General features: G+C 41.4%; 19 protein-coding genes and 1 pseudogene. 10 read left to right on the top strand and 10 right to left on the bottom strand.

Annotated features, from left to right (window positions below):
• Positions 1 to 153 precede the first annotated feature (153 nt).
• Both J8M00_RS12370 and J8M00_RS12365 read right to left on the bottom strand, forming a co-directional pair.
• Complete coding sequence (locus J8M00_RS12370) at positions 154 to 864, bottom strand: cupin domain-containing protein (protein WP_211010546.1); 711 nt, start codon at positions 862 to 864, stop codon at positions 154 to 156.
• Between the two features lie 505 nt (positions 865 to 1,369).
• Complete coding sequence (locus J8M00_RS12365) at positions 1,370 to 2,089, bottom strand: SDR family oxidoreductase (RefSeq protein WP_211010544.1); 720 nt, start codon at positions 2,087 to 2,089, stop codon at positions 1,370 to 1,372.
• A gap of 294 nt (positions 2,090 to 2,383) precedes the next feature.
• Between J8M00_RS12365 and J8M00_RS12360 the strand changes: the two genes are divergently transcribed.
• Positions 2,384 to 3,283, top strand: a complete 900-nt coding sequence (locus J8M00_RS12360; RefSeq protein WP_211010543.1) for a LysR family transcriptional regulator — start codon at positions 2,384 to 2,386, stop codon at positions 3,281 to 3,283.
• Between the two features lie 99 nt (positions 3,284 to 3,382).
• On the opposite strand, the gene J8M00_RS12355 is transcribed toward J8M00_RS12360, so the two are convergent.
• Positions 3,383 to 4,009 carry a hypothetical protein gene (locus tag J8M00_RS12355; RefSeq protein ID WP_211010542.1) on the bottom strand — a complete coding sequence of 209 codons (627 nt, stop codon included), beginning with the start codon at positions 4,007 to 4,009 and terminating at the stop codon, positions 3,383 to 3,385.
• A gap of 174 nt (positions 4,010 to 4,183) precedes the next feature.
• On the opposite strand from J8M00_RS12355, the gene J8M00_RS12350 reads away from it, so the two are divergent.
• Both J8M00_RS12350 and J8M00_RS12345 read left to right on the top strand, forming a co-directional pair.
• Positions 4,184 to 4,735 (top strand): TetR/AcrR family transcriptional regulator, encoded by a 552-nt coding sequence (locus J8M00_RS12350; protein WP_211010541.1) that lies wholly within the window; start codon positions 4,184 to 4,186, stop codon positions 4,733 to 4,735.
• A 200-nt stretch (positions 4,736 to 4,935) separates the two neighbouring features.
• Positions 4,936 to 5,832 carry a hypothetical protein gene (locus J8M00_RS12345; protein WP_211010539.1) on the top strand — a complete coding sequence of 299 codons (897 nt, stop codon included), beginning with the start codon at positions 4,936 to 4,938 and terminating at the stop codon, positions 5,830 to 5,832.
• Positions 5,833 to 6,104: 272 nt separating this feature from the next.
• On the opposite strand, the gene J8M00_RS12340 is transcribed toward J8M00_RS12345, so the two are convergent.
• The gene (locus tag J8M00_RS12340) at positions 6,105 to 6,458 is read right to left on the bottom strand and encodes a VOC family protein (RefSeq protein WP_211010538.1); all 354 of its coding nucleotides are present in this window, start codon (positions 6,456 to 6,458) and stop codon (positions 6,105 to 6,107) included.
• A 339-nt stretch (positions 6,459 to 6,797) separates the two neighbouring features.
• On the opposite strand from J8M00_RS12340, the gene J8M00_RS12335 reads away from it, so the two are divergent.
• The 4 genes and pseudogenes from J8M00_RS12335 (at position 6,798) to J8M00_RS12320 (ending at position 10,278) form a co-directional block, all read left to right on the top strand.
• Positions 6,798 to 8,381 (top strand): pentapeptide repeat-containing protein, encoded by a 1,584-nt coding sequence (locus J8M00_RS12335; protein WP_211010536.1) that lies wholly within the window; start codon positions 6,798 to 6,800, stop codon positions 8,379 to 8,381.
• A 10-nt stretch (positions 8,382 to 8,391) separates the two neighbouring features.
• On the top strand, positions 8,392 to 8,607 hold the full coding sequence (locus J8M00_RS12330; protein ID WP_211010534.1) for a hypothetical protein: 216 nt from the start codon (positions 8,392 to 8,394) through the stop codon (positions 8,605 to 8,607).
• 51 nt (positions 8,608 to 8,658) lie between these two features.
• Positions 8,659 to 9,006, top strand: a pseudogene (locus tag J8M00_RS12325) (endonuclease); the annotation flags it as partial.
• Positions 9,007 to 10,278 (top strand): hypothetical protein, encoded by a 1,272-nt coding sequence (locus J8M00_RS12320; RefSeq protein ID WP_211010533.1) that lies wholly within the window; start codon positions 9,007 to 9,009, stop codon positions 10,276 to 10,278.
• A 376-nt stretch (positions 10,279 to 10,654) separates the two neighbouring features.
• Here J8M00_RS12320 and J8M00_RS12315 read toward each other — a convergent pair whose 3' ends face one another.
• The 3 genes from J8M00_RS12315 to J8M00_RS12305 form a co-directional block, all read right to left on the bottom strand.
• Positions 10,655 to 12,076, bottom strand: a complete 1,422-nt coding sequence (locus J8M00_RS12315) for a hypothetical protein (protein WP_211010532.1) — start codon at positions 12,074 to 12,076, stop codon at positions 10,655 to 10,657.
• Between the two features lie 351 nt (positions 12,077 to 12,427).
• Positions 12,428 to 12,721 carry an energy transducer TonB gene (locus J8M00_RS12310; RefSeq protein WP_211010530.1) on the bottom strand — a complete coding sequence of 98 codons (294 nt, stop codon included), beginning with the start codon at positions 12,719 to 12,721 and terminating at the stop codon, positions 12,428 to 12,430.
• Between the two features lie 317 nt (positions 12,722 to 13,038).
• Positions 13,039 to 16,611, bottom strand: coding sequence for an amino acid adenylation domain-containing protein (locus tag J8M00_RS12305; RefSeq protein ID WP_211010529.1), 3,573 nt, complete (start codon positions 16,609 to 16,611; stop codon positions 13,039 to 13,041).
• 423 nt (positions 16,612 to 17,034) lie between these two features.
• On the opposite strand from J8M00_RS12305, the gene J8M00_RS12300 reads away from it, so the two are divergent.
• Both J8M00_RS12300 and J8M00_RS12295 read left to right on the top strand, forming a co-directional pair.
• Entirely contained in the window at positions 17,035 to 17,934 is a 900-nt protein-coding gene (locus J8M00_RS12300; protein ID WP_211010527.1) for a hypothetical protein, read from the top strand.
• Positions 17,935 to 18,262: 328 nt separating this feature from the next.
• Positions 18,263 to 19,810, top strand: a complete 1,548-nt coding sequence (locus J8M00_RS12295) for a glycosyl hydrolase family 18 protein (RefSeq protein WP_211010526.1) — start codon at positions 18,263 to 18,265, stop codon at positions 19,808 to 19,810.
• Positions 19,811 to 20,981: 1,171 nt separating this feature from the next.
• On the opposite strand, the gene J8M00_RS12290 is transcribed toward J8M00_RS12295, so the two are convergent.
• Complete coding sequence (locus tag J8M00_RS12290; RefSeq protein WP_211010524.1) at positions 20,982 to 21,614, bottom strand: hypothetical protein; 633 nt, start codon at positions 21,612 to 21,614, stop codon at positions 20,982 to 20,984.
• Positions 21,607 to 22,557 carry a hypothetical protein gene (locus J8M00_RS12285; RefSeq protein ID WP_211010523.1) on the bottom strand — a complete coding sequence of 317 codons (951 nt, stop codon included), beginning with the start codon at positions 22,555 to 22,557 and terminating at the stop codon, positions 21,607 to 21,609. Before J8M00_RS12285 ends, J8M00_RS12290 begins: the two co-directional genes overlap by 8 nt.
• Before the next feature lie 950 nt (positions 22,558 to 23,507).
• On the opposite strand from J8M00_RS12285, the gene J8M00_RS12280 reads away from it, so the two are divergent.
• Positions 23,508 to 24,290: a hypothetical protein gene (locus J8M00_RS12280; protein WP_211010522.1), complete on the top strand. Its 783-nt coding sequence runs from the start codon at positions 23,508 to 23,510 to the stop codon at positions 24,288 to 24,290.
• A gap of 184 nt (positions 24,291 to 24,474) precedes the next feature.
• Here J8M00_RS12280 and J8M00_RS12275 read toward each other — a convergent pair whose 3' ends face one another.
• Positions 24,475 to 25,023: a hypothetical protein gene (locus J8M00_RS12275; protein WP_211010521.1), complete on the bottom strand. Its 549-nt coding sequence runs from the start codon at positions 25,021 to 25,023 to the stop codon at positions 24,475 to 24,477.
• Positions 25,024 to 25,471: the final 448 nt, after the last annotated feature.

The raw sequence follows: 25,471 nt of genomic DNA, 5'->3' as shown, positions 1-25,471 counted from the left end.
TAATAACGCAGCCGATGCGATTTTGTGAACAATATTTATGGTTTTAATATGCAGGTTAATCCTCCCCAAACTTATGTAACGAATTCGACTTGGAGCAATTTCATTGCGCACAAGGACATCCAATCAGCAGTTGTTTGAGGTAACTCACTCAACCTAACGTTCAATAGCACAAACGCGCTCTGTTGTTTCATAACCGCCTAAAGCATCAATAAATTCATCTCCCCACTCCATCACCTGATGTTCACTCAACTCCACTAGCCCTTGCGCTTGTAACGCTACGACCCTATTGGCGACTTGCTCTAGTTCATCGACATGGCAGGGTCTAAATAGATCCGGATAGTCTTGTGCTATGACTTTCGCTTTTTTAGGGCAAACAGTATGTAACGGGTGTTCAAAGGGCACATAAGGTCCGAGCATTACTTCAACAACCATAGGGGCATCTTCTGCTCCCCAAAAGCAGTGTGGCGTCGCGTGCGGAAACAATATCACATCACCTGGTCCCACTTCTTTTTTTGCCATTTTCCCCTTACAAGTTTGCACTATGGCAGTACCGTAACCTTCTAACACGGTGATTAAGCGGCTACTTAGTGGGTGTACATGCATATCCCCTTTGGCCGCTGATTTTGGCGGGAACATATCAAAGCCAAACGAAAGCCCATCCTCTTGTTGTCTAACAATTTTGGTCAGCATGCAATCAATTTTTTCCCAAGGAAAAGCGTCAAACTTTTTGTAGTCTGGCAATGCGTTTGAAGGCAAGCGATCAAAGTGCTTCCCCTGCTGCCATTGAACGAGTACAAATTGATCAAGCTGTGCTTTGGAGAGTTTTTGCCTGTTATTAAATAGGCTCAGTAAATTATCTGTCATTTTCATACTCCTTTTTGAAAAACTGTTTCAGACTTAAGAATCTAATACGTCTGTATTGGAAGCTGTCATCAGGCTAAAAGCAGACAGCTTAGCTCTGTCTCTTAAAGTAATTCCCCAATGTTTGCTTTTAACGAGCATTTCCAGCGACACAAGTCACCGCCCAAACTTCTTCGTATAAATTAGGTATACCTTCAACTTCATAAGTTATCGGCCCGCGAAAAGGTTAACCCAAGGTTGCAAAAATGCAAAAACAAATCTTCAGATTCATGGTTGAGGCGAAAAAGCATTCAGTGCATGCAAAGAAAATACAAAATAGTAAGTTGGACATTGGTGCCAAACATGAGGTTGCTTGATTACACAACAAAGGCCGGAGTTATTCAGGCTATTTCACGTACGTGCCCACTGTGTTGGGCTGCTCAATCACCAATTCATGCGCAACAGCCATGGCAGAGTGAATAACTCTGCCATGAAGAGCTCAATGCCAGTGTGGCTTTTGTTCTCTGTTCTAAGGTTGCTGACGTGTTGCAGCAATTACCAGCTCTCGAATGCACACGTATTGCGGCTGCTCTTGAATAAATAGTGCGGCTCTGGCAATGTCATCGGCAATTAACGCGCCCCCCATGGTCTGCTTCCAGTCTTCATAACCGGCTTTAATCTCTGTTGAGGTTGTATGACTTAACAATTCTGTTTCCACCGCGCCTGGACAGATGCTTGTCACCCTAACACCAAACTCTGCAACTTCTTCACGGATATTTTCGCTGATAGCAGACACCGCAAACTTAGTACCACAGTACGCTGCATGGTTAGGGAATGTTTTCTTTCCGGCAATAGAGCTAACGTTGATGATCGTCCCGCTTTGTCTGGTTTTCATAGGCTCAAGCACTGCTTGCATACCTCCTAATAAAGCCAGTACGTTGACATCAAACATCTTTGACCATTCACCGCTGTCTTGAGAGTCAATTTGCCCAAGCAACATGACGCCAGCATTGTTAATGAGGCACTCAACGGGACCAAATTGAGCTTCAGCTTTTGAAATCGCTTGTTCAAAAGCGTGTCTATCCGTCACATCGACTTGTTCACACAAACAGTTTGGTAGGTCAAGCGCTGCCAATTTCTCAATACGTCTAGCAACTAATAAAAGTGGGTAACCAGCTTCACTAAAACGCCTCGCTATAGCTTCTCCAATACCCGAACTTGCTCCGGTGATAACAACCAATTTTTTCATACTTTTTTCTCCAATATCTGATGCGTTCGTCTTGCCTATGCAGCTCTGTTATTGCCCATAAGTGCGCTGCAGTATCAGCAGCTGATTATTCGACCTACTTTTTAGGAAACAGAACACTTTGTCGTAAGTGTTCGGAACACCTTTTTCGTGCCACATCGTACTTTTCAAGTAAATTAAGCTACGAGCAACTTAGAACGCCATTGTATGAGATTGACTATTGGTGATATATACTTATCAATTCACAACAATGTTTACTTATAGTTACCAATAAAATCACTTTATGGACCAAGCAGTATGAATAAAAGCGTGAGCTATTCAGATATAAAAAGCTTTTTAGTGTTAGTCGAGTCTGGCAGTTTCACCAATGCAGCAGAAACGCTACGTTGCTCTCGGTCCCACATTTCCAAACAATTGACTCAACTTGAGTCTGATTTAGGTGTGAGCTTGCTGGTTAGAACAACACGAACACAACACCTCACTGATGCCGGTGAGATCTTCTATGACAAATGCAAACAGTCATTTTTAGGAATTGAATCGGCCATTGATCGCGCCAAAGAGCAAGCTTCTAGCTTATCTGGGAAACTTAAAATTAATAGTGTTGGTGGCTATATCGGCGAAAACATCATCGGCCCTTTGGTGTCAGACTTTATGAAAGCACATCCAGAGGTAAGCGTTGTACTTGATTTCAGTAGTCAAAGAGTTGACCTAGTCTCGGGTGAGTTTGACTTTGTGTTTCGAATGGGAGAGCTATTCGACTCATCCCTGATCGCGCGAAAGTTGACAGATATCGAAGTTGGTACTTTTGCCAGCCCTGCATATATTGAAAAATACGGTCGCCCTGCTGAGCCTAAAAGCTTAGTTAATCACAAGTGCATCGCTGGCAGCATGAACCAATGGAGCTTTGTACATGCGTCGTCAAAAGCAAAGCAAAATGTCAGTGTCAATGCAGATTTGTCTTGCAAGAATGGCCGAGTGATGCTCTACAGCGCACTACTTGGCAACGGCATAATTCGCGTACCAAATGTTTACTGCTCCGATGAAGTCCTGCAGGGGCTCCTTGTTCCAATATTTAAAAATTGGCAACCGGAGCCTACACCGTTTTATTTGCTCTACCTAAAGGATAAACATCAACCTGCACGGGTCATCGCTTTTAAAGATTTTGTTTCAATGCACTTTGCTAAATACTTTAAATAAGCCCATCAATTTATTGTTGCCGTGTTGCAAATAGCTGCGCACACCTCGCAAGCTTGGCCTGTATTGCAACGCCTACACAGGCCCAGTCCTCAGAAGGCTCTACTTGCTTGCTTCTACATTCGGCCTGTAGGGCTCCTCACGCACACCATGAGATAAAACCAGCTTAATAATGTAGATTGACGCCAACCATTCAAGCCCCGGCGGGCCGACAAAAACCAATTGGCTCAACATAATCGAGAGCATAACGATAAGAAGTGCAACAGGGCGATGAATGTACTGTGGTAGACAATGGATCAACACAACTGACAACATCATTAAACCGTACCAGAAAAATGCGTATGACCAACTGACATCAAAACACAGTGGAGCTGCAAAAATTTGAAAATGTATCGCCGGGAATAAGAACTTACTGCCAACGAGTTTACCTAAAAAGTTCAGCTCTAGGGTTTGATTTGTATGTAAAAACCGTTTCATCGACCCTAAAGAATTAGTCAGCACACCCCCTACCATATCCAATGCTAAAAAACTGGCAACGGCATACTGCAACACCGACCAATCGAGCGTACGCCACAGCGCAAAATATAGAATGACCGGCGCTAAAAACGCAGCATAATTGGCGATTGCACTTTCCGCCTTAGTCGGACTAAACCCCGCTGTAAAATTAAACTTGCCTGCACAGTGCCAATCAATATTTGCCCCATTAATAATGTGTTTATTTTGTGACATTCTTACCTCTACTTACAAAAGCCAAAATTAGCCGCACACCTTTATCGACCATCTGGACTATATAATAATCACAAGCGTAAAGTTTGATCAACCTTTTTAGTCCACTTGGTCTAAATAATGTTTGTGCGTTATACTGGGCTGAGTAAAATTACCAAATAGATCATGAGTTAAACGATGCCAAAAGTTATTGATCGAGATGCATACCGGATTGAGCTGGCCACAAAAGCCATAGATATCTTTACAGAACATGGATACAACGGCCTAGGGATGCGCGGTATTGCAGAGGCATTAGGTGTTTCTAAAAGCGCTTTGTATCACTACTTTCCAAGTAAAAAAGACTTATTTGAAGCAAGTACGGAGATCGTCACGCAAAAGCACAGCTTATATGGCACAGAAGATGAGCAGAGCATACCCACATCAAAAGCAGATGCATTGCACGCGATAATCTCTACCTTAGACAGCAGATTTCAAGGCGAAATGGTACTGCTTTTAGAATATATAAAAAACCGCGATCCACAGGATATCGCCGATGATAAATTACTGCAAAAAGCAGACTCACGCTTTATGGATGAGCTCGCAACCATAGTCGGTAATGAACAATCAGAGCAAGCCTATGCATTGTTGATGGGCGGCTTATTACTTAGGCTATTAAATGGCCAGCAAACTTCAATTGACGTGATCAGTGATTGGATAAAAAATATGGCAAAAACTGACCTTGCTCCATAAACTACAAATTCATAAACCTGCTTCCTATCAACCCGATGGGAAGTCGCCACGTTAACAAGCAAGTTGACGCGCTTTCCTTGCCAAGCGATTTATGCACAAAACCCTCGACACCACATTTATTTAACCAAAAACACAACATTGATTCACAAACAAAGATTAAATATAATAATTCTCATTTTTATTAAAAGGATTATAACCAAATGAAATTACTCTCTGTACTCTTGTTGTTGCTGTTTTCTCTACCCGCACTAGCAAAAAAACCAGTACGTGTGGTGGATATAGGCGTGATGGGCTTAGCTTCCCATGACTTATTTCAATGGAATGCGCAGACACGTGAAAACGAGGAAAATGGACGTTTTGATTTAAGTACCATTTTTGACTATGCCAATGGCACAAAAATATACCAAGGTGGCAACCCCAAAAACTCTTCAAATGCCGCAGTCTATTCAATTACACAAAACCTAGTGAGTTTCTATGCTGGTAAAAAAGCTACACTGCTTATGTCTAGACAAGTGACTGAAGAACAGGCACATATCATCGCTCGACAGCAAACTGTAGCGTTTTTTATGGGTATGGTCATTGAGTCTTACGAACGCTTTACCAACGCTAGGTTTCCTAACTATGCACTCGCGCAAAGTGTTACCGACGATGAGCAAGGCGTAATGCGCGCACTGCATGATATTTTACCCGGCAAAATTTATGTCAATCGTAATTTCTCTCATCAGCAGCTAGAAGTAACCGATTTTAAACTCGCGATGAACCAACTGTCTCCAACAGAAATGATGCAATTCGTGAAGTTCTTTGATGGTGCATACGACGAAGAATACCTGCATGTTGTGATCCCAGGCTTCCCAGATTCTCGGGTAATCAATTTAAAAGAAATAGATCAAAGCTTTATTGCAGAGCAAACCAATTACAATTTGGACAATATGCTCAGGGAGTTGCATTTTTACGGCAAATTTCCTTTCTTCGGTAACCTTGTTGAATTTACCAGTTTTGGCTATCACCTAGAGAACCTGTTCGCAAAAGGTATATGCAATAAATATGTTGATGGAAGCCCAAACCCTTGGAACTCAATTTCCATAGAGTGTTACTAATCGACAATCTGACTTAAACATATGGCTGGTTCTTATCTGCCAGCTATATTTTACTGCCCTCAAGTGGAGTAATTTAACAAGGTACTTACTCTCCAACTTAATAATTCGTCGAGGCCAATGTCATATACAAACCAGGTTTTTATTAATCCAAAGAGTGAGAGATCAGCATAGAGTAAGTAGGCATTTACAAAACTGTGCGTTTGTTATGTGGAACTATCGTAGCACGCCAACTCTACGACATTTTGTTCTGGGCCTTTTCTATAAAGAGGTTTTCAATGACACCATTCATGTTCTGCAGTAACGACTTCGCATCCCGCCTTTTCTAACAGAGACTTCTCAACCAAATAGTCATCTGATGATATTTCCAATGCGAAGTGATGTAAGCTTGAGCAAGTCGGCTCAATAAAACTAAGGTTATCTTTAGAGAATGCGCTGGGTAACTCGTGAGCAAATGAACCTAATACTTGCGTATGTCCTCCATATCCTTCTGTGATTTTAAAAAAAGCGACTTTTGGAAACTCTTTGATAAGTTCAAGACCAATAACATTAGTATAAGAGCCTTTCATGTTATCCAGATCACGCACTCTGAGTACCGCTTCCCCTAACCCTTTGATTGCAGGGTTCATCACTTTCTCCTTAAAACTGTTTGGTGCACCTGCATAAATTCATGACTCGCTGATTTATGAAAATAAGAGGCATTGAGAATCACGTGCACTTACTTAATAATTTTAATAAGTTACCTGTATAGACATACGCCTTTAACGCTATCTTCGTCAGTAAAAATACCGCCCTCTCTTATGTCAGCTTTATTTTGCTTTGCCAGCGTTGAAATCTCATACCAGTAGATGAGTTATATCAGAAAACCAACGACTCTGACCCCATTGATATTCGAATTGCATAAATTGACCTGATTGAAAAAGGAACGTAAATTTAGCCCCCACCAACTCCAAGGAGCAATAAACCGCATGGCAAGAGATGACAACAAAAAGACAATACTCGAAGGTCAAGCAGCGATAAACCTTTGGCTAGAAGGTGTCGATGTCTGGAATCAGTGGGTAGCAGACAACCCTGTTGCCGATATCAGCTTTGAAGATGCTGATTTTAGGCAGTATGACAAGGTTTCGTTTGAGCGTTACATGTTCCCAAAAGGTCATGTTAACTTTTCCCGTGCACAGTTTGGCAAAGGTGACGTTTACTTTGATCGAGCGCGATTTGGAGAGGGGGACGTTGACTTTTCCAGTGCACAATTCGGTGAGGGCGATATTAGCTTTGAAGGCGCACAGTTCGGTAATGGTAGTGCTTACTTTTTCAGCGCACAATTTGGACCAGGTAATACTGACTTTTCTCGAGCACAATTTAGTAAGGGTATTGTCAACTTTGACTTTGCACAATTTGGTGAGGGCGACGTTAACTTTTTCTCTACACAATTTGGTGAGGGTGATGCTTACTTTTACAACACCCTATTTAGTAGGGGCAATGTTTACTTTTACTGTGCGCAATTTGGTGAGGGCAATGTTAGCTTTGAAGGTGCACAATTTGGCCAAGGGTTTGTTAATTTTTACGGAACACAATTTGGTACGGGTGATGTTTACTTTGATGGCGTACAGTTTGAACAAGGCGATGTCAGCTTTTACGGTACACAATTTGGGGAGGGTACTATTGGCTTTTCCAATGTACAATTTGGCGAGGGCGATGTAAGTCTCGCTTCAGCCAAAATTCTAGGACGGCTAGAATTTTCTAACCTTGTAAAAGTACATAAAATTAGTGGCTTATCTTTCAAATTTACGACTTTTGAAGGCCCTGTTGACATGGATGGCAATGAGTTCCACTGCATTCCTGACTTTACCAATACCAAACTTTCCCACCAGCTAAGCTTAAGCCACTTCTCTGTTAAACCCAAAATGCGCAATAAAGGAAAGTTATTTGTAAAAACTCTCATCGGGTTACGGCAGATTTGGCTTGGTTCCCAACTTAGGTTCTCAAGCACTAAAAAAGCGATAAAACTATCAAGAATAATGGCGAAAAAATTCCCTTGGTTAGCCCAAGCTACTGCGGCAGATAGGCAAGATATAGACCGGCTAAGACGACTTAAGGAATTGGCTGAAAGTAACAAACATCATAAGCTCGCTTTAGACCTACATATTGAGGAAATGAAATGTAGCCGCTGGATTGAAACGCCTTGGCATCAGCTATTTACTGAGTTTCTATTTCAAAAGCTTGGCAATTATGGGCGAAGTATTTTGCGGCCCATACTCTCACTCATTTTACTCTGGTTAGTATGTGCCCCAATATATGCAGTAGCATCCAATAACAAAGAAATTTCCTCTGATGCACTCATATTTTCTTTTTCTCAAATGTTCTCCATAATACCGAGTTCAAAAGATGCACGTACAGAGTCCTCACAAGCACTCTACGGCACCTTGATTGACGGTAAACTTGTTGTGGATGTCCCTCACATGGTGTTTGCTGTAGCTGGGGTACAATCTCTTGCATCTGTAGCGCTGGTGTTTTTAATAGGTCTTGCGCTGCGTAACAGGTTCAGAATATAAGGATTAATTGATGAAACATATCATTTTTTTATTAACAGGGCTTGTAATGGTCTCCCCGACTTTTGCCGATGAATCTGAGTACAAAAAAGTGCGCGACAAAGTGTTCTGGCTAAAACTATACAATCAAGCTTATGAAACTTTCTATTGTGGTAAACCCAAAAAAGCAGGTGAAAAGGTAACACTTGAGCACATATATCCCACAGCTTGGATCGCCGAATCTTTATAGTGCACGTCACGCAAAAGCTGTAAACACGATAAATACCGTGAAGCGACATCAGACTTACATAATCTATGGCCCGCAGAAAAACGCTATAAAATAAGCCGACAAGGCCTACCCTTTGGTGTTATCCCAGAAAAGAATCCTTATTTTAAAAACGACAGCTGCAACTTTGAGCGCACATTGGGTAAGAAGGCAATTGTCGAGCCAAGAGACGAAATTAAAGGCCAAGTTGCACGCAGTTTGTTATACATGATCCACTACTATGATTTACCACATAAGGACATGTTGCCATTGCTCATAAAGTGGCATACTGAATATCCACCAACTCTGGCAGAAATAGAAAGACAAGATCGCATTGAAGCAATTCAAGGTCGTACCAATGAGTTTGTAAAAGGAAATATTTAAATGTTTCAAGAGTTTCGAGACTTCCTAACCATAACGCTTGCCAAGCGGCTATCCAGCCCCTTTTTAGTTACACTCATTTTTACATGGGCTGTCGTGAATATAGACATGGTATTGCTGGTCTTTTCCAATGTTCCTTGGGATGTACAACAAGCAAACATAACCAATTACTATACTAAATTTGAATGGTACCGACTGGCACTTCCGTTATTGATAACCGGGTTTTATGTCTTCGTTTGGCCTTTTTTAGACATGTATATCTTTAAATTTACCAAAGAACTTAACTTTAAATTTAAAGAGTTGCAGATCAAACTCGAAGGTGAACAACCAATATCGAAAGATGAGCTCGATATACTTAGAGCCAGCCATAAAGCAGATAAAAAAGCTTATGATGCAGATATTGAAGCGCACGAAAAACCAATTAAGCAATTGAAAGATCAAGTAAATGAGTTAGATTCCCGGCCAACACAAGAAGAGCACGATAAGTTAGCTATTGAACGAGACTCTCGACCAACTCAAGAGGCCTTTAACAATATACAAGCGGAACTTAAAGAAAGGCCCAGTACCTCTGAGTATGAAGCTTTGAAAGAAGAACGCTCAAAAGCAGCCGAAGATGCAAAGGTAAATAAGTCAGGCTGGGATGAGGAAATAAAATTACACGAAAACCTCAAACAAGAGAGAAAAAAAGTAAATGATCGGCTCTCGGAATTATTGGCTGAAGTCGAGCAGCTCAAAAAGAGTAATGCTGAATTACAGAATAATATTAATGATTCTCGAATTGATTGGCTCAATACTGTTAATAATGAACTTAAGTCTGAAAAAGCAGCTTTTACAATAGAATTTGATGAAACTGGCGCAGTCGTTTTAAAACCAACCCATGATGAGATCAATAGAGAAGATGTATACTACAACTACTCATACAGGCTGGACAGTGATTTAGTTAAACTAACCCTCTCTAAGAAGAAAACGGTACCTAAGCCAGAAATTAGGTTTACACAAAAAGACATCCCTGATCATATTTGGGAACACTTTACCAATGTTCACTTTGATCGTCTTTCAAACACCTTGCCTACTGATGGCTCATTAATAGGTAGTATTCCGGTTGTTTTTCAAATGAAAGAAGATCTTGATTCATGGGATGCTCGGAGTGTTCTTGAGCATTGGTATTCAACTGAACAAGCCAATGATCCTGCGCCCATGAAAAATAAAAGCACAATACAAAACAAGTACAACTCTTCACTGGTGTCAAAAAAGGCAGAAGCCACGAAAAGTTGACTGACTCCAATGAAACAGAAAGTGAAAAATAAATTAATCAAGAAAGTAGCTTAAGAACAGTTGGCTTGCTTCACAGTACTTACTAGTTATTAAATGTGTTGTGAAGCAATAACTTTGAGCTCTATTTTTGACATGCGATCTAAATACAGTCACTTCCACAGACTAAATCGTATGCATTGTCTAGACTGGTAGAACTTGATCAATTTAATGGAAGTTAACCATCAACTTCCATTTTTTGATATTTATTCTCACTGCGCTTAGCAGCTAGCAACACCCTATTACTAGCCACATAACTACATTGACCACCCTTTATGCAACCGCATTTTGAGGGAGTAGAAATGCACAATTAAAGTACAGGGTCATATTTGAGACCCCCTTAAACACTGAGCGGCTCAGGATTGGTGTGTAAATCTTCGATCATTTTATCTGTGAACGGGTTTTCAAAAGTTTCCCACGTCCCTTTTATATAACCAATCATTGGGTGATCTGACGTGCCAGTTTGGCGGTTTTGACACCAGTCATAGGTGCCGTCACAAAATCTTCGCTCGTCCAAACCATACGTTAGTGTTTCGTCTATTCGTTTAGCATCACTTTTATGATAAGTCATAGCATCTAAAAAAAGATCCCGTGCTATTGTGTTATCCTTCTTTGAACCTTCTAGCTTTAGCAATAGCTTTTCTAGTGCGGCTACGTGAGATCTACTCACCCAAGATAGCGTGTTATTCATCACCTTGGCACCTATGTTTAAGCAGGTATGCATGAATTCAGCATATTTGCTATTACACCTTTTAATTGCCTCTCCTATCCCACCTTCTATGTGATCTTTATAACAAGATTCATTATGCGACTCACTTGTATAGTAAGGTGCCCAAGACTCACCACGGCCCAAGTGAGAGGAAGAGGGGTCGACATTATTCGCCATCATAAATGAGCTACACGCGGCACATGAAGCCAATTTGAATGTATCTTTTCCAATAGACATCTCAAATGCGGTGCCTTGGCCGATTCTTTCGGTCTCATAAATACAGCGGATCATCCCATGTGTATAACCGACAATATCATTGTCTGAATTTAAATCTTGATCACTTGGATAAAAGCGCATGCCTTGCTCACGCAATGTTTCCTGCAACTCTTCGTTTCCAATGACTCCCCAGGTATCTGTTTTGTTATTATATTGAGATTTTCGCACCTCAGCTTCTTTATTTGGCTTCCAGCGATTCCCTACATCTATAGTATCTTCATTTAGAGCTGTACATATCGTGCTCATAGCAGAAACGGCATTCCCATCATCATCAACTACTAGGCCACAGTAGGCACCACGCCCAATATACATTTCATCCTTTCGCTCGCCGTCTTGTGAGCTTTTTTGTGATGCAGTGAGATACTTATATGCAACCTTGGCATAATTGGGGTCCACTTTCGAGTATTCAATCCCAGCAGTACAACCCGCATAAATCATCCCACCACGGTCAAAAGAAGGTGTTAACCCCCAAGAAACACCACCGACATCCTTCTTTGCATAGCTTCTTACCAAGTGGTTTACTTTAGAGCATATGTCATTTAACCTTTTCATAGATGCCCTGTCGTCTTTGGTTCTGGCTTCGCGATCGGGCATTTTTGTACTTACAGGGTCGGTATTTGGCTCCATATCAACTCGCCACGTCAGCCCCCCTTTTTTTTCATTTTGGTAATTCACCATACCAATAAACGCGGCGGTAAAAATGACGTCAGCCTCACGCTCTACATCCCTGCTGGAATCGCCAGTCCCCAATATTGAACAACTTGTGTTAAAAGCCATGATAAATGCACCTTCTCTGTAGTTTACCCTAACGGTTTGTATTTCATTTGATACTAGCTAGCGTACACAGCTGAGCTACGGATAACTCGGGGAGAATGATGCGATTTCGATTACTTTACTCGAAATAAGAGAGGTATTTTAGAGCTCTGAAAATAGGCAATATGAAAGGTGGGTTAATAAGTCAGCATACTGTTTATATGAGCATGGTTCGCTTAAAATTTGCAAAAGCTACTTCCATATTTTTGGCGCAGCTCCTGCACTGTATGGATTAAATTATATAAATCAAAGCCAACAAGAGCGATGCACTGGTTTATTCTCACTTAAACTGAACAAGCTAGTGCATTTACACTTTTAATCTTTTTTTATTTCAAATTCGAGCTGAACTTTTTGATTTTCTTTTTTAGTTGGTACGCCATTTACCAATTTAGGCCTGTACTTCCACTTTTTTAGAGAGTTTATTGCTTCATTATCAAAAAACCCCTCGTGACTAGATTCTACGACCTCAATATTTTCAGTTTGGCCCTGCTCATTAATATCAAAAGACAAAATAACATAGCCATTCCCTATCGCTTCCTGTTGCTTATTGCTTGAACTAGCACATGAGCATAAAATCAAGATTAACGACAATATTAAACTAACTTTCACTACGACCTCTTCTTTTTACAACGCGCACTCGTATCATCAGTGCAAAAAATAGTGGCTAACAATCTGCCATGAACAAGCGCAAATTACCACTTTACGACCAAGGTATACACGATTTTTAAACTACTTTTGGAATTGGAGCCGCTATTTTAATGAACAATAGCTTGAGAAAATAGCGAGATATCAGCTCCATAGCATGCAATAAATCAAATCAGCAATGATAAGTCGGATATGTCATTTACAGGTAAGTATAACTTACTGCGTGTAAACGCGGGCCAAGAAAGCACACCACTTGACCCATTTATCGAATCGAAAATTAACTAAATAAGCTCTGCTACTTCGCGATTTTGGTGAGTACTTGCGCGGTTACTACTTTGCTCAATAAACCTTGCCATAAACCATATAAACGCTTCTGTCTGCCCTTTCAAAGTACAGCCACTTTGACACACAGCTTCAAGTAAAGCCTGCACATTACCCGTGATTAGCGCCTCTAGAGTCTGTAGGCTTGTGATATACAACTCACAACATGCTAAATTGCTCTTTTGACCACACTGAATATCCACTTGATCATTTTTTATCACCAGAGTAACTGCGGGGTCATTTGAGTTAAGGCATATAGAAACGGCTAACTCAGGCTGCTTTGTATTGCTCCGTAGGTAAGCCCTGAGATAACGGACGAATCCATCTAACCAGCGTTTAAAATTAGGTGATGCGATAGCAAACTCCTCTACCGCTGTATAACTGCTACTTTGTGAAAGCTGAGCAAAATACGCATTGACTTCCTGCTCAGCTTCGATGAGCGCATTAACTGTATAATCAATATCCTCATAGGTATGTGATGCCGAGCAAATAAACCGCAAACGCCCACGCCCTTTTTCAACAATGGGATAAGTTACCGCCAAGGTTTGCACACCTCGTTGATACAAACTTTGAACTATGGCATATAACTTGTCTTTGTCTCCAAAGTGAGGCGTCACTATTGGCCCATCGCCTGTACCAAGATCAAAACCTGCTTGCTTGAATTTATTGCGCATATAACGTGTACGATCCCAAAGCTGCGCCCTCATTGCATCGTCACTCTGTAGAATACGCAGTGACGCCAGCGCGGCGGCAATATCCGCTGGGCTAATAGATGCTTGAAAGATATAAGCTCTCGACGCCGATTTAAGCAGGTTTACATGCTTTTCACTAGCTGCGATAACTCCCCCAATACTCCCCATCGCCTTACTTAAAGTCGTCATAATAAAGTCGACCTGATCGCTAACTCCCTGTTGCGCACAAACGCCAGCACCTCGCTCGCCGTAGAAGCCAAAAGAGTGGGCTTCATCTACCAAAACAAGCGCACCATATTGCTTTGCGGTTGTTACTATCTCTGCAACTGGTGCGATGCCCTCTCCCATGCTGTACACACTCTCTAATACGACTAAAGTAGTGCGATATGGAGATTGCTCCTGTGCCAAAACGCTTGCAAGGTCGGCTTTGTCATTGTGTTTAAACGTGCGAATAGTTGCACCACTCAATCTAGCACCGTCAACAATAGAGGCATGACAAAGCTGGTCGATCACAACAACATCATTTGGTCCAAGGATCCCAGAAATTGCGCCCAGATTTGCCGTATAACCTGTTGGAAAAAGGCAAGCACAGTCTTTGCCAACGAGTTTGGCAAACTCTTTTTCGAACTCGACATGTTGTCCTGTCATGCCTGTGGCAGCTGCCGATATCCCCATACCTGTGCCATAAGTTTGTAGTGCATCAGTTGCTTGCGCGATAACATGCGGGTCACGATTAAATCCAAAATATAGGTTAGTGGACCAAATTATGGATTCTTGCTGTTCATCATTGTAACTGTCACCTATCAGACCCCTAGACGCGCTGCCCGTGTGTAGCACCTTGCCATAGGGGTTCCGTCGTAACTGGTTGACCATGCTTAATATCGCTTCAACTAACACGCTTTTATCGTCAATACTCCAGGCTTGCACACTTGCACAGCCGAATGTCGGGTGGCTGGATTGCAATAAGGTTTGAAATTGGCTTAATGTTTCTACATCATGTGTAGCCTCATTTGCATTCAACCGCGCTTGCGAATGACCAGCCAATAAATGATTTGCAAGCAATGCGGGGGTTGGAAAAGTTAAAATGATGGCAGGAGTCAAAGATGAGCCAAGCGCGCTGTTTATTCTGCTTGCAAGCTCCATCAGACTCAACGAGTCAACCCCTAAACTTTCAAAGCTGTTATCCTGATTCACCAAAGTCAGATCCGTGACACCCAATAATGCTGCAACCGATTGTTGAATAAGAGAAATCGTCTCGGAGAATTGCGCATGATTAAGGTGTTTGCTTTGAACTAATTGGTGAGTTTGACTTGCGCGTCTTACTTCGGCCAAATCGGGTAGCTTACTGCGATCTAACTTGTCATTGGGTAACAGTGGAAGTGCGTCCAAAGACATATAAAGTTGCGGCACCATGTAACTCGGTAACTGCGCTAAAAGCAACGACTTTAAATCCTCATGGCTAGGCGCACCTTGTTGCTCTACCAAATATGCTACGAGTGACTTTTGCCCTGAATCACTCTCTACAGCGCTCACGGCGGCTGCGCGAATAAATGGTAGTGACTCGATCTTTGATTCTATTTCACCCAACTCAATTCTGAACCCACGGATCTTTACCTGTTGATCTATTCTCCCTAAAAACTCAATGTCTCCGTCATCATTCCAACAGCATAAATCACCGGTTTTGTAGAGCCTCTGCTTGGGTGTGTGTTCATCGACTTGTACTTCAACAAAACGAGCGCGCGTTTGTTCGTCATCATTTAAATATCCTCTTGCCAACTTATCACCGCCAAGACAAAGTTCCCCTGCCACTCCCTGACCGACGGGCTGAAGTGCGTCATCCAATATGTATGCGACCGAGTTGCCAACTGGTCGACCTATTGGGATCGTTTTTGCGCCCACTGCAATGTCTTTTAACGTTGAAAATATGGTGTCTTCAGTGGGACCATAGGCATTGACCACACGTGGCCTTGGGCTGAGATTGTGCACTTTATCAACCAGTGCAGATTTAAGCGCTTCTCCACCAAATACCACACATTCGATATTTTCTGGCAATGACCCGCTATTGAGTATTGCCTGCATCGATGAGGGCACCATAACACAGGCTTTAACTTTATTTGCATGAGGCAATGATGTAAGCGCGAGCGCATTTTGGGCAAGAATAACTGTGCCGCCCAAAGACAAGGTGCCTAGAGTCTCCATCACGGATGTATCAAAACACACTGACGCTGCAGCCAATACCCCTTCTAACTCCTGCGGTCCGAACAAATGACTTAAAGCATGGCTCATAGCCACGAGGTTTTGATGTTCAACTGCCACCCCCTTAGGGTTTCCTGTAGAACCCGAGGTGTAAATAACGTAGGCCAAATCATTGTATTTTGGCCAATGATTGGATTCAGCACTACGTTGGAATAAATCAAGCGAACTCAGACTAATGCAGGTTTCCACATTTGCACAAAGGGCAGCCGTATCACTGCTGTCGACAATAGCAGCCTGTGCCTTCGAGTGAGACAACATATACTCCACACGGCTTTTTGGATAGCTTGGATCAAGTGGGATGTATGCACAGCCGGCCTTGTGTATGCCAATCATTGCAGCAATTAATTGCCACTTTCTCGACATGCACACAGCAATAAGAGAGGTCTGCGGTATGTTCCGGGCTTCAATGGTCGCTGCAATTGTCCCAGCAGCTGACATGAGTTGTGTATAGGTGATTTCTTCAATCCCATCAATAATTGCGATACTGTCTGGGGCCTGCTGTGATTGCCGCTTAATAAGGGCATAAATCGTTTCATGCTCATCACTTACAATATGATCAGCTACATTGTTATTAACCTTGTGCATTTTACGTTTCCTTCTATGGTTTTTGTTATGGATTTAATTATTCTTAAACACGGTATAAAAGGTATCAGAAAGGTAGGTAAAATACGTTTAAGTTAATTGGGTGTTTCTAATATATGTACTTAATTCTGCTTAATTTTTTGTAATCACAGAGAATCATTAAACAACAGCCAAAAAAGTCAGAAAAATTTAGTGATTATTAGGATTCATAAAGCGTTGTGGTGTTATTACCCAAAACAGAGATTTCGACTTTGCGCTTGAGACTCCAACCAGTGTGGAGTTTTGAATTGTTGTCACCAATTAAAATTAGCAACTGGCGCAAATAGTAATGGCGTATAGCACCGCGATCCTTTCGTCCATTTCCCCGAGTCTCAATCATCATGAGCAAAATACAATGTTCCGTCTCTTAGTTTACGAGAATATGACATGGAATCGACCAAACTTTACGACCATTACAAATTACCTGATGAACTCGACGATACTCTAGCCATTACTGAAATTAAAGAATCCATCAACGCCACATGTGATGAACTCAGCGCCTTGTATGCCAAGAAAAGTCCAGGGCAAAGCCTAACTCGCAGCGATCCAGATGCAGGCAGAGCTGCGGTGTTAAACCAACGACTGTTTTCCCTGCAAGAAGCGCTCTCTTTTACCAAAAAAGGGGGTGGCAGTGCCAATGACTACAGTAAAGACTGCCAGGAAATTGGTAAATTGTTCAAAGCCGGAGCTTTGGATGCAGCAGGCGCGGTCAATGAATTGCTACTGAGAATAAAAAGCAAACGAACTAGAACGCGGTATTCTTTTGACGTTGTCAGTGGTATGCAGGGCCCGCATACCGTCGCTAGAATATTGGGCGTGTGTCTCAGAAGAACCGCCATCATGAATAACATTACCAAGCTGAAAGTGGCTGATCTGGGCGCGCTATATGACCCCCATATCGATACAGGATTAGCAGCTGCCATGGGTAATTCAGACTATCAAGCTTTTTATAGCGAAGTTGCAAGCAATTATGTCAATGTGCCGAATGCTGATAGTCTCGAGAATTATTTAAATAAAATCGCCCTTGGACAAATGCTAGTTGACCTTCATCCCTATGCGACTTCGATGAAAGTAGCCAGCGCGAAACATTTACAGGGAAAAGGGGAAGGTCATTTAATCGAACAGTTGTATTACAGCAAAGATGAAGCCAAGGTTGAAGAGTTAGTTGATTTGGCCTCATTGAAAGACCTAACTCCGAGTGCTTCGCTCAGTGCGGTGACACAATTTGTGAAGGAGACCATCAAAGGGTACAAACAACTTGCAAAGAAAATTGGTGTAGTGAATTGACACCTTTTATTATTATTTGCTGCCGCGTTGTCGGCAGCTATAAAATCACTCAGTATCTTATCACCTGAAATTGTTGATACAGAGCTCTTAACGCGCTCGACCTATTAAACCAAAATAAATGTAAGCACTTAGTCAACCCATCTTCACACTGCCTTTAGATTTCAAAACCACTTCCTACGGCCGCTATTTAGACACAAAAATCTCATCAAACGACAACCTCCTCATCAAGTGGATTAGTTCCCTTTTTAAATAAATTATTCGACCATAGTCCAACTTGGCAAATCGAATTGTATAAAATATCCTCAAAAAGCTGATCTAGGAGCAGTTAATGTCAGCGTTATTGATCCGTAATTATTCGGTAGATGGCGTTTACGGTAGTGCCACCTGCCAAGACAAAACATGTAAAGGGATACTTATGAAAGTATATAAATTGAATAGCATGGGCTTGTTTGGCCTTATGTTGATGTCAGCAACCCAATCCTCTTGGGCGCAAGAACAGTATCAAGAGTTTACTGGCACACACCAGCAGTTTAAACAAACGAGTAATAAAGTTGTTGGCACATATATCGCAAATTGGTCAGACCCAAATTCCATTGATGATGTGCCAGGTGATAACTTGACCCATATTTTATACGCCTTTTTGCGAGCTTGTGGGCCAGGAGAGCTCCCCAATGACGCCACAGTGTGTGCCAACAAACCCGATTATGTCCTCGCCGAGGACGACACCACAATAGACAAACAGTTTGCGTCTAAATTTTTGCAACTAAAGCAAAAGTACCCACACCTGAAAATCCTTCCTTCGGTCGGTGGCTGGGGCGGTTCAGACACGTTTCCACCCATGGCTAAAGATCCACAAGCAAGACAAGTATTTGTCCAATCGGTCGTTAACTACTTACGTACGCACCGTGCTTTTGACGGCATTGATATCGATTGGGAATGGCCCAACACACCTGAGGAAGGCGGCCACTATGCTGATCTGATGCAAGATTTAAGAGCTGCGTTTGATGTGTTAGAAGCTGAGCTTGGCAGAAAGTACTCGATCACAAGTGCCATAGGGACACACGCCAATAACGTTAGAAATATAGATTATGAACGCGCTGCGCCTTATCTTGATTATATCTTTTTGATGACATATGACTTTTTTGGTGGATGGTCTAGAAACAATATAGGGCATCACACTTCATTGGATGCGCACAGCGCGAACATGGCAGCGTCACATGGCGTAATGCAAGGCGTACAAAACCTGCTTAACAAGAGCGTCCCAGCCAATAAACTGGTTGTGGGAGTCGCCAAATATGCACGTGGTTTTGATGGTGTTAGCCTAAGTGCTTCTGGTACGCCTATTGGAGGACAAGCGTCTGGGTTATTTCCGAAAGCTGTGCAACCGTGGGATGAAGAAGGTGTTGGCACATATCGACGTATTGTTGATGAAGTTATCGGCCAAAATGGTCAAGGGATCAATGGCTTTACCATTCGTTACGATGCAGACTGCGACTGCCACTACGCTTGGAGAGAAAGTGACACCGCCTTTGTTGGGTTTGATCACCCGAGCAGCGTGATTAAAAAAGCCCAGTATGTTTTAAACACTAATCTAGGCGGCATATTTGCGTGGGAGTACGCTCAGGACAATGGCGATATTCTTAGCGCGATGAACTATGGTATTGGCAATCAATGGTTAGGTAATTCGAACCCGGGCGACGGCGTTGGTGCATGTAGGGGCATTGCAAATTGGCGCGCGGAAGATGTCTATCGCAAAGGCGATCAGGTACACATCGACAATCGTTTATATGAAGCTAAGTGGTATTCAAACAACCAACATCCTGCTCAGTACTCTGGTCGTTGGCAAGTATGGCAGTTTATTAGTGCATGTAATTAGCATATCAAATTGAAAGCCCGGTTGGCGGGCTTTCGTTTAGGCTCAACCTGCTCATATTGATAAAAAATACATACCGTTATTGAGCTTACTCAACTTCACAACCGCAAATAGAGCCAGCTGTCGTATTAATATTGGTCCAGTTCCCGTTCCATTTCAGGTCGCTTCTGGCATTTTTACATGTGCCCTCGCGTTTTGTGTGGTCTTTATGTGAGGGATCTCCGCCACAAATTAAAGCAGCATAATCACTCGAACTAAGTAACAAAGCTTTTAGCCTGCTTTTCACTCTCACTTAATACTTTTCAAGCAAACTTAAGCTCTGTTGTACCTGATGGAAAGTTAATGATATTTTTTTGCCCCACTCTACTGCGCTGGAAGACAAATTACATAACGACTTATTAAACCTCACATCGTAATAAACGACATTGCCATCTTGCGCATAAGTGGAGGAGCCTCCACCAGCTGGACCTGTAAAAATAGATGATTTTTGCAAAGACGTACGCAAGCTTTTTGGGCTTGTTAGACTGAGCAAAGAAACGACATAATCTTTTCGGTCTACTTAATTATTTTGATAAGTCACTAAATACACTTAATTCTCCCGGTTTGTATTATAAGTTCAGCATCTTTATAAACGGATAGCAAAGGAGGTAGTTTGCCACTGTTCCCAATAGTGCTCGCTGTTTTATGCACTTCGTATTTACCTTGACAGCGTTCAGAGGCCCTTCTGTGCCAATAATTACTAACCTGCTCTTTGTTCCCATGTCCGCTCCCATAAAATGCGACTCAATATAAGCCCTCTCCCAGTTTCCAGTCATCATATCCACCTACTACTCCGTTAGGTTTATAAGGGGCAGCGCAACCAGCAATGGCTAAAGGCAATAAACAGTACAGTAAGTTTTTTTATACTCATACCCCAGCCATTGACCATAATGTCAAACAAACCTGCGAGCATTCGTGCTGCGAAAAACAATGATTAGCGGTATTACTCTCTGGGCCCCAAATAAACAAATCAAAATAGTTCGGCTACAAAAATAGAGTAGAGAGGGAGTGGACTTTGCCAAGTTTAAAAACGCGGATAGATGACGTACTTTGAGCACTTTATCAAAACCACCTAACACAGGCGTGATAGGCCTTCACAGTATAAATTCACATGTCGAAGGCCGTAATTTCTATTCTAGCAAACCTTAACAAGGGCTATTGTTCTGCCATCATCTCCAATAGCAATAACTTTTCCAACACTGTCCATGTACTCAGTCATAGATAAATCTGATTTACTCTTTGCGATAACGCCAATTTTTCCATTGCGCTCTACTGGTACCAAATAAGCGCCCACCTCGGCGTCAATAATATTTACAGGTACCTGTCCACTGAAAGCTATTCTATCAACCTTTTTACGCTCTTCTTGCAGACGCTTTAAGTATGATTCACGTTCTTGCTCAGTAGCCTGCTCAGATATCGGTTTTAATACCTTTTCGTGCCAATCATCTCCGCCCACAAATGATGGATTGGTCGACTTTATCACAAACGAAATTGCTTCATTCCACTTATCAGTCAGTAACCCTTTATTATCAATGCCACATACATCGCCTTTTAAGATCTCGCCGCAGGATGCGTTTTTAAACATATATTCAGCATAATCTCGACCCTGAGTATTAATAGTTCCTGAAACATTTATCGAACGCTGAGTTTGAGAATTGTGTCCGAGTTTTAGTGCAGCCCCTTGCCAGTTTGGTGAATACGAATTCACGATATAGAAAAAGCCTTTATTTAAGGACAAATAGGCATCGCCTTCGGAAGCTCTATGCAAGGTCGAAACCTTTAGGGTCTGTACTGAGCTTTACGCCTGTACTGACTCCTTTTATATTTTTTTCTAAAACAACTTCAGGTGACTCAAAACGATTCACATTATCATACTGATTAAACTCAGGGCCATGTTGATCAGTTGATACTACTCGCATACCACCCGCAATATCCATTGGAAACTGTGGGTTTCCCCTTTGTATCCCAACATCACCCGTGTCGCCACTCATAACAAAACGGTTAATTAGCAGCCCTTTACTTTCACTCCATAAATTCTTGCGGAATAACCGATCGCCATTTACGATCCATTGCCAAACATTATCGTCATCAATTCTAAATCCTATTGTTGATGATTCTGTTGTGACCGAATTATTGGCCTCTCCTACGGTATGCGCTTTTTGTGCTATCCCACCAAAAGACTTTTTCGTTTTAACGTTTAAAATTAGCGCAGGATGATAAGGGGCTGTGATATTTAACTCATTGACAGGAACACCCTCTGTATATTCTCCATAAGGGCCACTAAAATGATTCAAAAACAGTACATTTTCACCCGAAGGGCCAGTGTAATTAAACGTTGTATTGTTCGGCCACTTTAATGTTTGAAAATCAACAACGCCCGGTGCTGATGAACTTTTATTTACAGATATTCTTGAAGGGCCGCAATCAACAACTTTTCTTTCACCATTGTGGCTTTCTTGATTAGCAAACTCGAACGCAGCATTTAGTCCTTCAATATTAGAACTAGCAGACATATCTTGGTGCCAATAGGTTGCACCAAAATCTTTTGCATAAACTCTATCAGTAAACCTTTCATGTAAAGGCCTAGGAACTGTTGAAAACTGAGTGCCAAGAGAAGACGTAACCGTATGTGCACTAATATCTGTTCCAGAAGCTTTTGATTTTGTCGAAGCCAAAATCGCCGCACCGCCTAATGCAGGCAATGCATACATTATTTTTCTACGCGATCTTTCGAAATTATCATCCTGTAATTGTGTTTTTTCGTCTTATTTTTAGACATTTATTCTAACAACCTTATTTTTTAATTTAAATTTGGTTCAAAAACCCACACCAAACAATTAAATTACATTTAAAATATAAATTCCACACAAATATAAAACCCATAGAAACCACCATTAAAACCCAACACAAAACCAAAATAAAAACCTTATCAACCTACACCTTAAAATTATATAAAAAATATTAATCATTTTATATTTACTACCAAATTATAAAATAATTGACATGATAAATTAATGGAAATGGTATTTATATTTTTAACCTGTCTATAATGCCCCTGAAGGTAAAATCCCTGTTAGCACCATTGCGGATGAGTAGAGCCTCTCACGTTCTGTACTGAAATTGAATCGTTACAAATTAGCCTAATATCTATTTATTGATGAAAAATCCATTGTATTTCCATACCTGTAACTTGCAATAAGTTTAGAAAGCGCTTTTTTACTCATCTGTTGAATCAAAAATGGGATCAAATCGGCATATCCTCATAGTGAAAGAAACAAAACACATGACATCCAGCTGTATTTCTAACACAGCTCTACTTAAACACGTCTGATGCTAAGGAAAGTAGGTGCCTTTGAATCCAACTCCGCGCTTGCAGAGTTATGCTAGAGAATTTCCAGAAATAGTAAATTGAATAAGAAAATGACTAGGCCAACTAGATAGTCAATGATTCAACAGGTCTATCCACTATTTCAACTCAGCCCAACACAAAACTTTAACTTGAAATAAACATGTGTAAAACATAACATCTTGTTTCCAAAAAAGAGAACTTGGATGTATTACTTGCTCTTCCAAACACTTGAGAGAGCAACCGTACACAACTGTTTTTTGTTCCCTCTCTCGCTCAATTATTAATAGTTTCAAATACGTTAAGGATAAAAAGATGAAAATAAAGAAGGCCCTAATTAGTTTAACTTTGGCAAGTGCTGTTTTAAGTATTAACGCAAATGCAAAGCAAGATATAACGTTTAAATTAGCAGCAACGACTGATGGCACTACGCATTCAGTACCTATGCCTATTGCGGGGCAGAATCCATTTTCTTTTGACATTCTATTGGACTACCAATACCAGACTAATGGTGGCCGATGCATTATTGTATATCATCAAGACTCTTGTACCATTGAAAATATGAACGGAGCTGTGACTCTATCGAATATTCACTGGGGCAGAGCCTCGATTAACGGCTCCATTCAGCAGATCTCTAACTGGATGTATGTCAATCCAAAAGAAACCAGCTCTACTATTTTAATTCCATCTAGTAATGTTCACTTCTACTATATAAATAATGACAAGCCAACCTCTACGCTTAATGTATATGGCCGCTCTTCACTTCAAATTAGTAATTATGGTAGAGCTAGCTTACAAACAACTAAAAATGCTAACAATGCAGGGTTTGAGATTGCACGTGTCCCTGCTAGTACAAGCCAAGATGGCGTAAAATTTCCTATGATGGCAGGATGTATCAATTTGGCAGTGCTTAACACCACGTCATCCAGTATTGCTCGTGTTAACTTTACCGAGGCAAACCAAACTACTGGCCCAATTACTACCACCTTGTGTGTGCCAGGAAATGACACAACCACATTTGTTGGTATAGACGCAAAAGCAGAGCGTATTGCAAATATCACAGCTCAAGTGCCAACTGAACTAAAGCACCTGTATTAAAAACAAGCGAAAGCTACTAACCGCGTTTAAAATTAGCTGCTAAAAAGCAGCTAATAATCGCTAAAATCACTTTTTGTGATAACAATCATATGGGTTTGAATACGAAAACAAACCCATTTTAATTGATGAGGCCGATAAAACCTCATTGCGTTTACTTACAGTAGTTTTCTACTACCTTGTAATCTCACACTTCAACCTTTTTGTACTCCCTTTGTGCATCCTCAACTATTTCAAAGAGTTTTACACCGCAAGTCTCTTTGCCATTTGGGAGTTCTATATAATCATATAATGCCTCGTAGTTGGCATTTTCTATCGGTGTAAAGGTAATGATTTTACGGCACCAAGAATAAAGCGCTCCACCGGAATCAGTTTGACCTGGTGTGAACCCTGATATTCCGACGCCATTGAATTGGAAAGAGAAAGGCTTTTGTGCAGGAATATAAACTTCATTTTGATGTGAATCACCTAGTTTTTCGTCATATGCAGGCATATCTAGACGACTTAAGCTGCGAACCAAATTAGCTTTAACGCCCAGTGTCGCTATATGCGCACCAGGTTTAAAATCTGTTGAAATACAGCTTTCTGATGAAGGCACCGCAACAAAGTTATTGTTACTTGGCACAGAAGCTAAACGCAGCTTGGCACTTGGTCCATCGACCATTGGCTGAAGATAAGGGTTTACGGCACAGCCAGACAGCACTGAAACCGCTGCAATCAAACAAACTTTTTTCACAAAAATACACTCCACTAGCAATATTGGACACATAGCTCAACTTGAGAGATAACCAATCTATTTGTTAAACACGTGTTCAATATGATCATTTTTATTGAGTGAGATCTTAAATTTTTGTGCTGTAAAACTCAACAATTTAAATCACGAGAGCTTTTTCACTTCGCAAAAAAGGCCACCGAGTATATACCCTGTCAAAGTGAATTGACGGCTTACTTCAATCAAAGCCTGCGCTTGAGCCATAGAAGTTATTACCCTATATCCAAAAGCTACTTAACCGTTTCTCCTTCAGTATATTTATTGTAGATTTGAATCATGTCTTGGCATAAACCTTTATAACTGCTATCGAAGGGTAATTTAGCTTTATAGTTGCTTGAATCACTCTCGCAAGTACGTGACATGTCACAAATGTGGTTAGATATTTATCGTTCTGAGTAACCTTGAGAGCACC

This window comes from Pseudoalteromonas luteoviolacea, from assembly GCF_018100925.1.
In the GTDB taxonomy this organism is placed as follows: Bacteria; Pseudomonadota; Gammaproteobacteria; order Enterobacterales; family Alteromonadaceae; genus Pseudoalteromonas; species Pseudoalteromonas obscura.
The sequence above is the reverse complement of the archived record's forward strand: the minus strand, read 5'-3'. Positions and strand labels throughout refer to the sequence as shown.

Bases quoted from the DNA above. Each gene is read 5' to 3' on its own strand.
- J8M00_RS12300 (WP_211010527.1), top strand. From the start codon at position 17,035: ATGGAATCGACCAAACTTTACGACCATTACAAATTACCTGATGAACTC.
- J8M00_RS12340 (WP_211010538.1), bottom strand. From the start codon at position 6,458: ATGAACCCTGCAATCAAAGGGTTAGGGGAAGCGGTACTCAGAGTGCGT.
- J8M00_RS12295 (WP_211010526.1), top strand. From the start codon at position 18,263: ATGTCAGCGTTATTGATCCGTAATTATTCGGTAGATGGCGTTTACGGT.
- J8M00_RS12350 (WP_211010541.1), top strand. From the start codon at position 4,184: ATGCCAAAAGTTATTGATCGAGATGCATACCGGATTGAGCTGGCCACA.
- J8M00_RS12370 (WP_211010546.1), bottom strand. From the start codon at position 864: ATGACAGATAATTTACTGAGCCTATTTAATAACAGGCAAAAACTCTCC.
- J8M00_RS12355 (WP_211010542.1), bottom strand. From the start codon at position 4,009: ATGTCACAAAATAAACACATTATTAATGGGGCAAATATTGATTGGCAC.
- J8M00_RS12345 (WP_211010539.1), top strand. From the start codon at position 4,936: ATGAAATTACTCTCTGTACTCTTGTTGTTGCTGTTTTCTCTACCCGCA.
- J8M00_RS12365 (WP_211010544.1), bottom strand. From the start codon at position 2,089: ATGAAAAAATTGGTTGTTATCACCGGAGCAAGTTCGGGTATTGGAGAA.
- J8M00_RS12320 (WP_211010533.1), top strand. From the start codon at position 9,007: ATGTTTCAAGAGTTTCGAGACTTCCTAACCATAACGCTTGCCAAGCGG.
- J8M00_RS12285 (WP_211010523.1), bottom strand. From the start codon at position 22,557: ATGTATGCATTGCCTGCATTAGGCGGTGCGGCGATTTTGGCTTCGACA.
- J8M00_RS12280 (WP_211010522.1), top strand. From the start codon at position 23,508: ATGAAAATAAAGAAGGCCCTAATTAGTTTAACTTTGGCAAGTGCTGTT.
- J8M00_RS12360 (WP_211010543.1), top strand. From the start codon at position 2,384: ATGAATAAAAGCGTGAGCTATTCAGATATAAAAAGCTTTTTAGTGTTA.
- J8M00_RS12315 (WP_211010532.1), bottom strand. From the start codon at position 12,076: ATGGCTTTTAACACAAGTTGTTCAATATTGGGGACTGGCGATTCCAGC.
- J8M00_RS12335 (WP_211010536.1), top strand. From the start codon at position 6,798: ATGGCAAGAGATGACAACAAAAAGACAATACTCGAAGGTCAAGCAGCG.
- J8M00_RS12305 (WP_211010529.1), bottom strand. From the start codon at position 16,611: ATGCACAAGGTTAATAACAATGTAGCTGATCATATTGTAAGTGATGAG.
- J8M00_RS12330 (WP_211010534.1), top strand. From the start codon at position 8,392: ATGAAACATATCATTTTTTTATTAACAGGGCTTGTAATGGTCTCCCCG.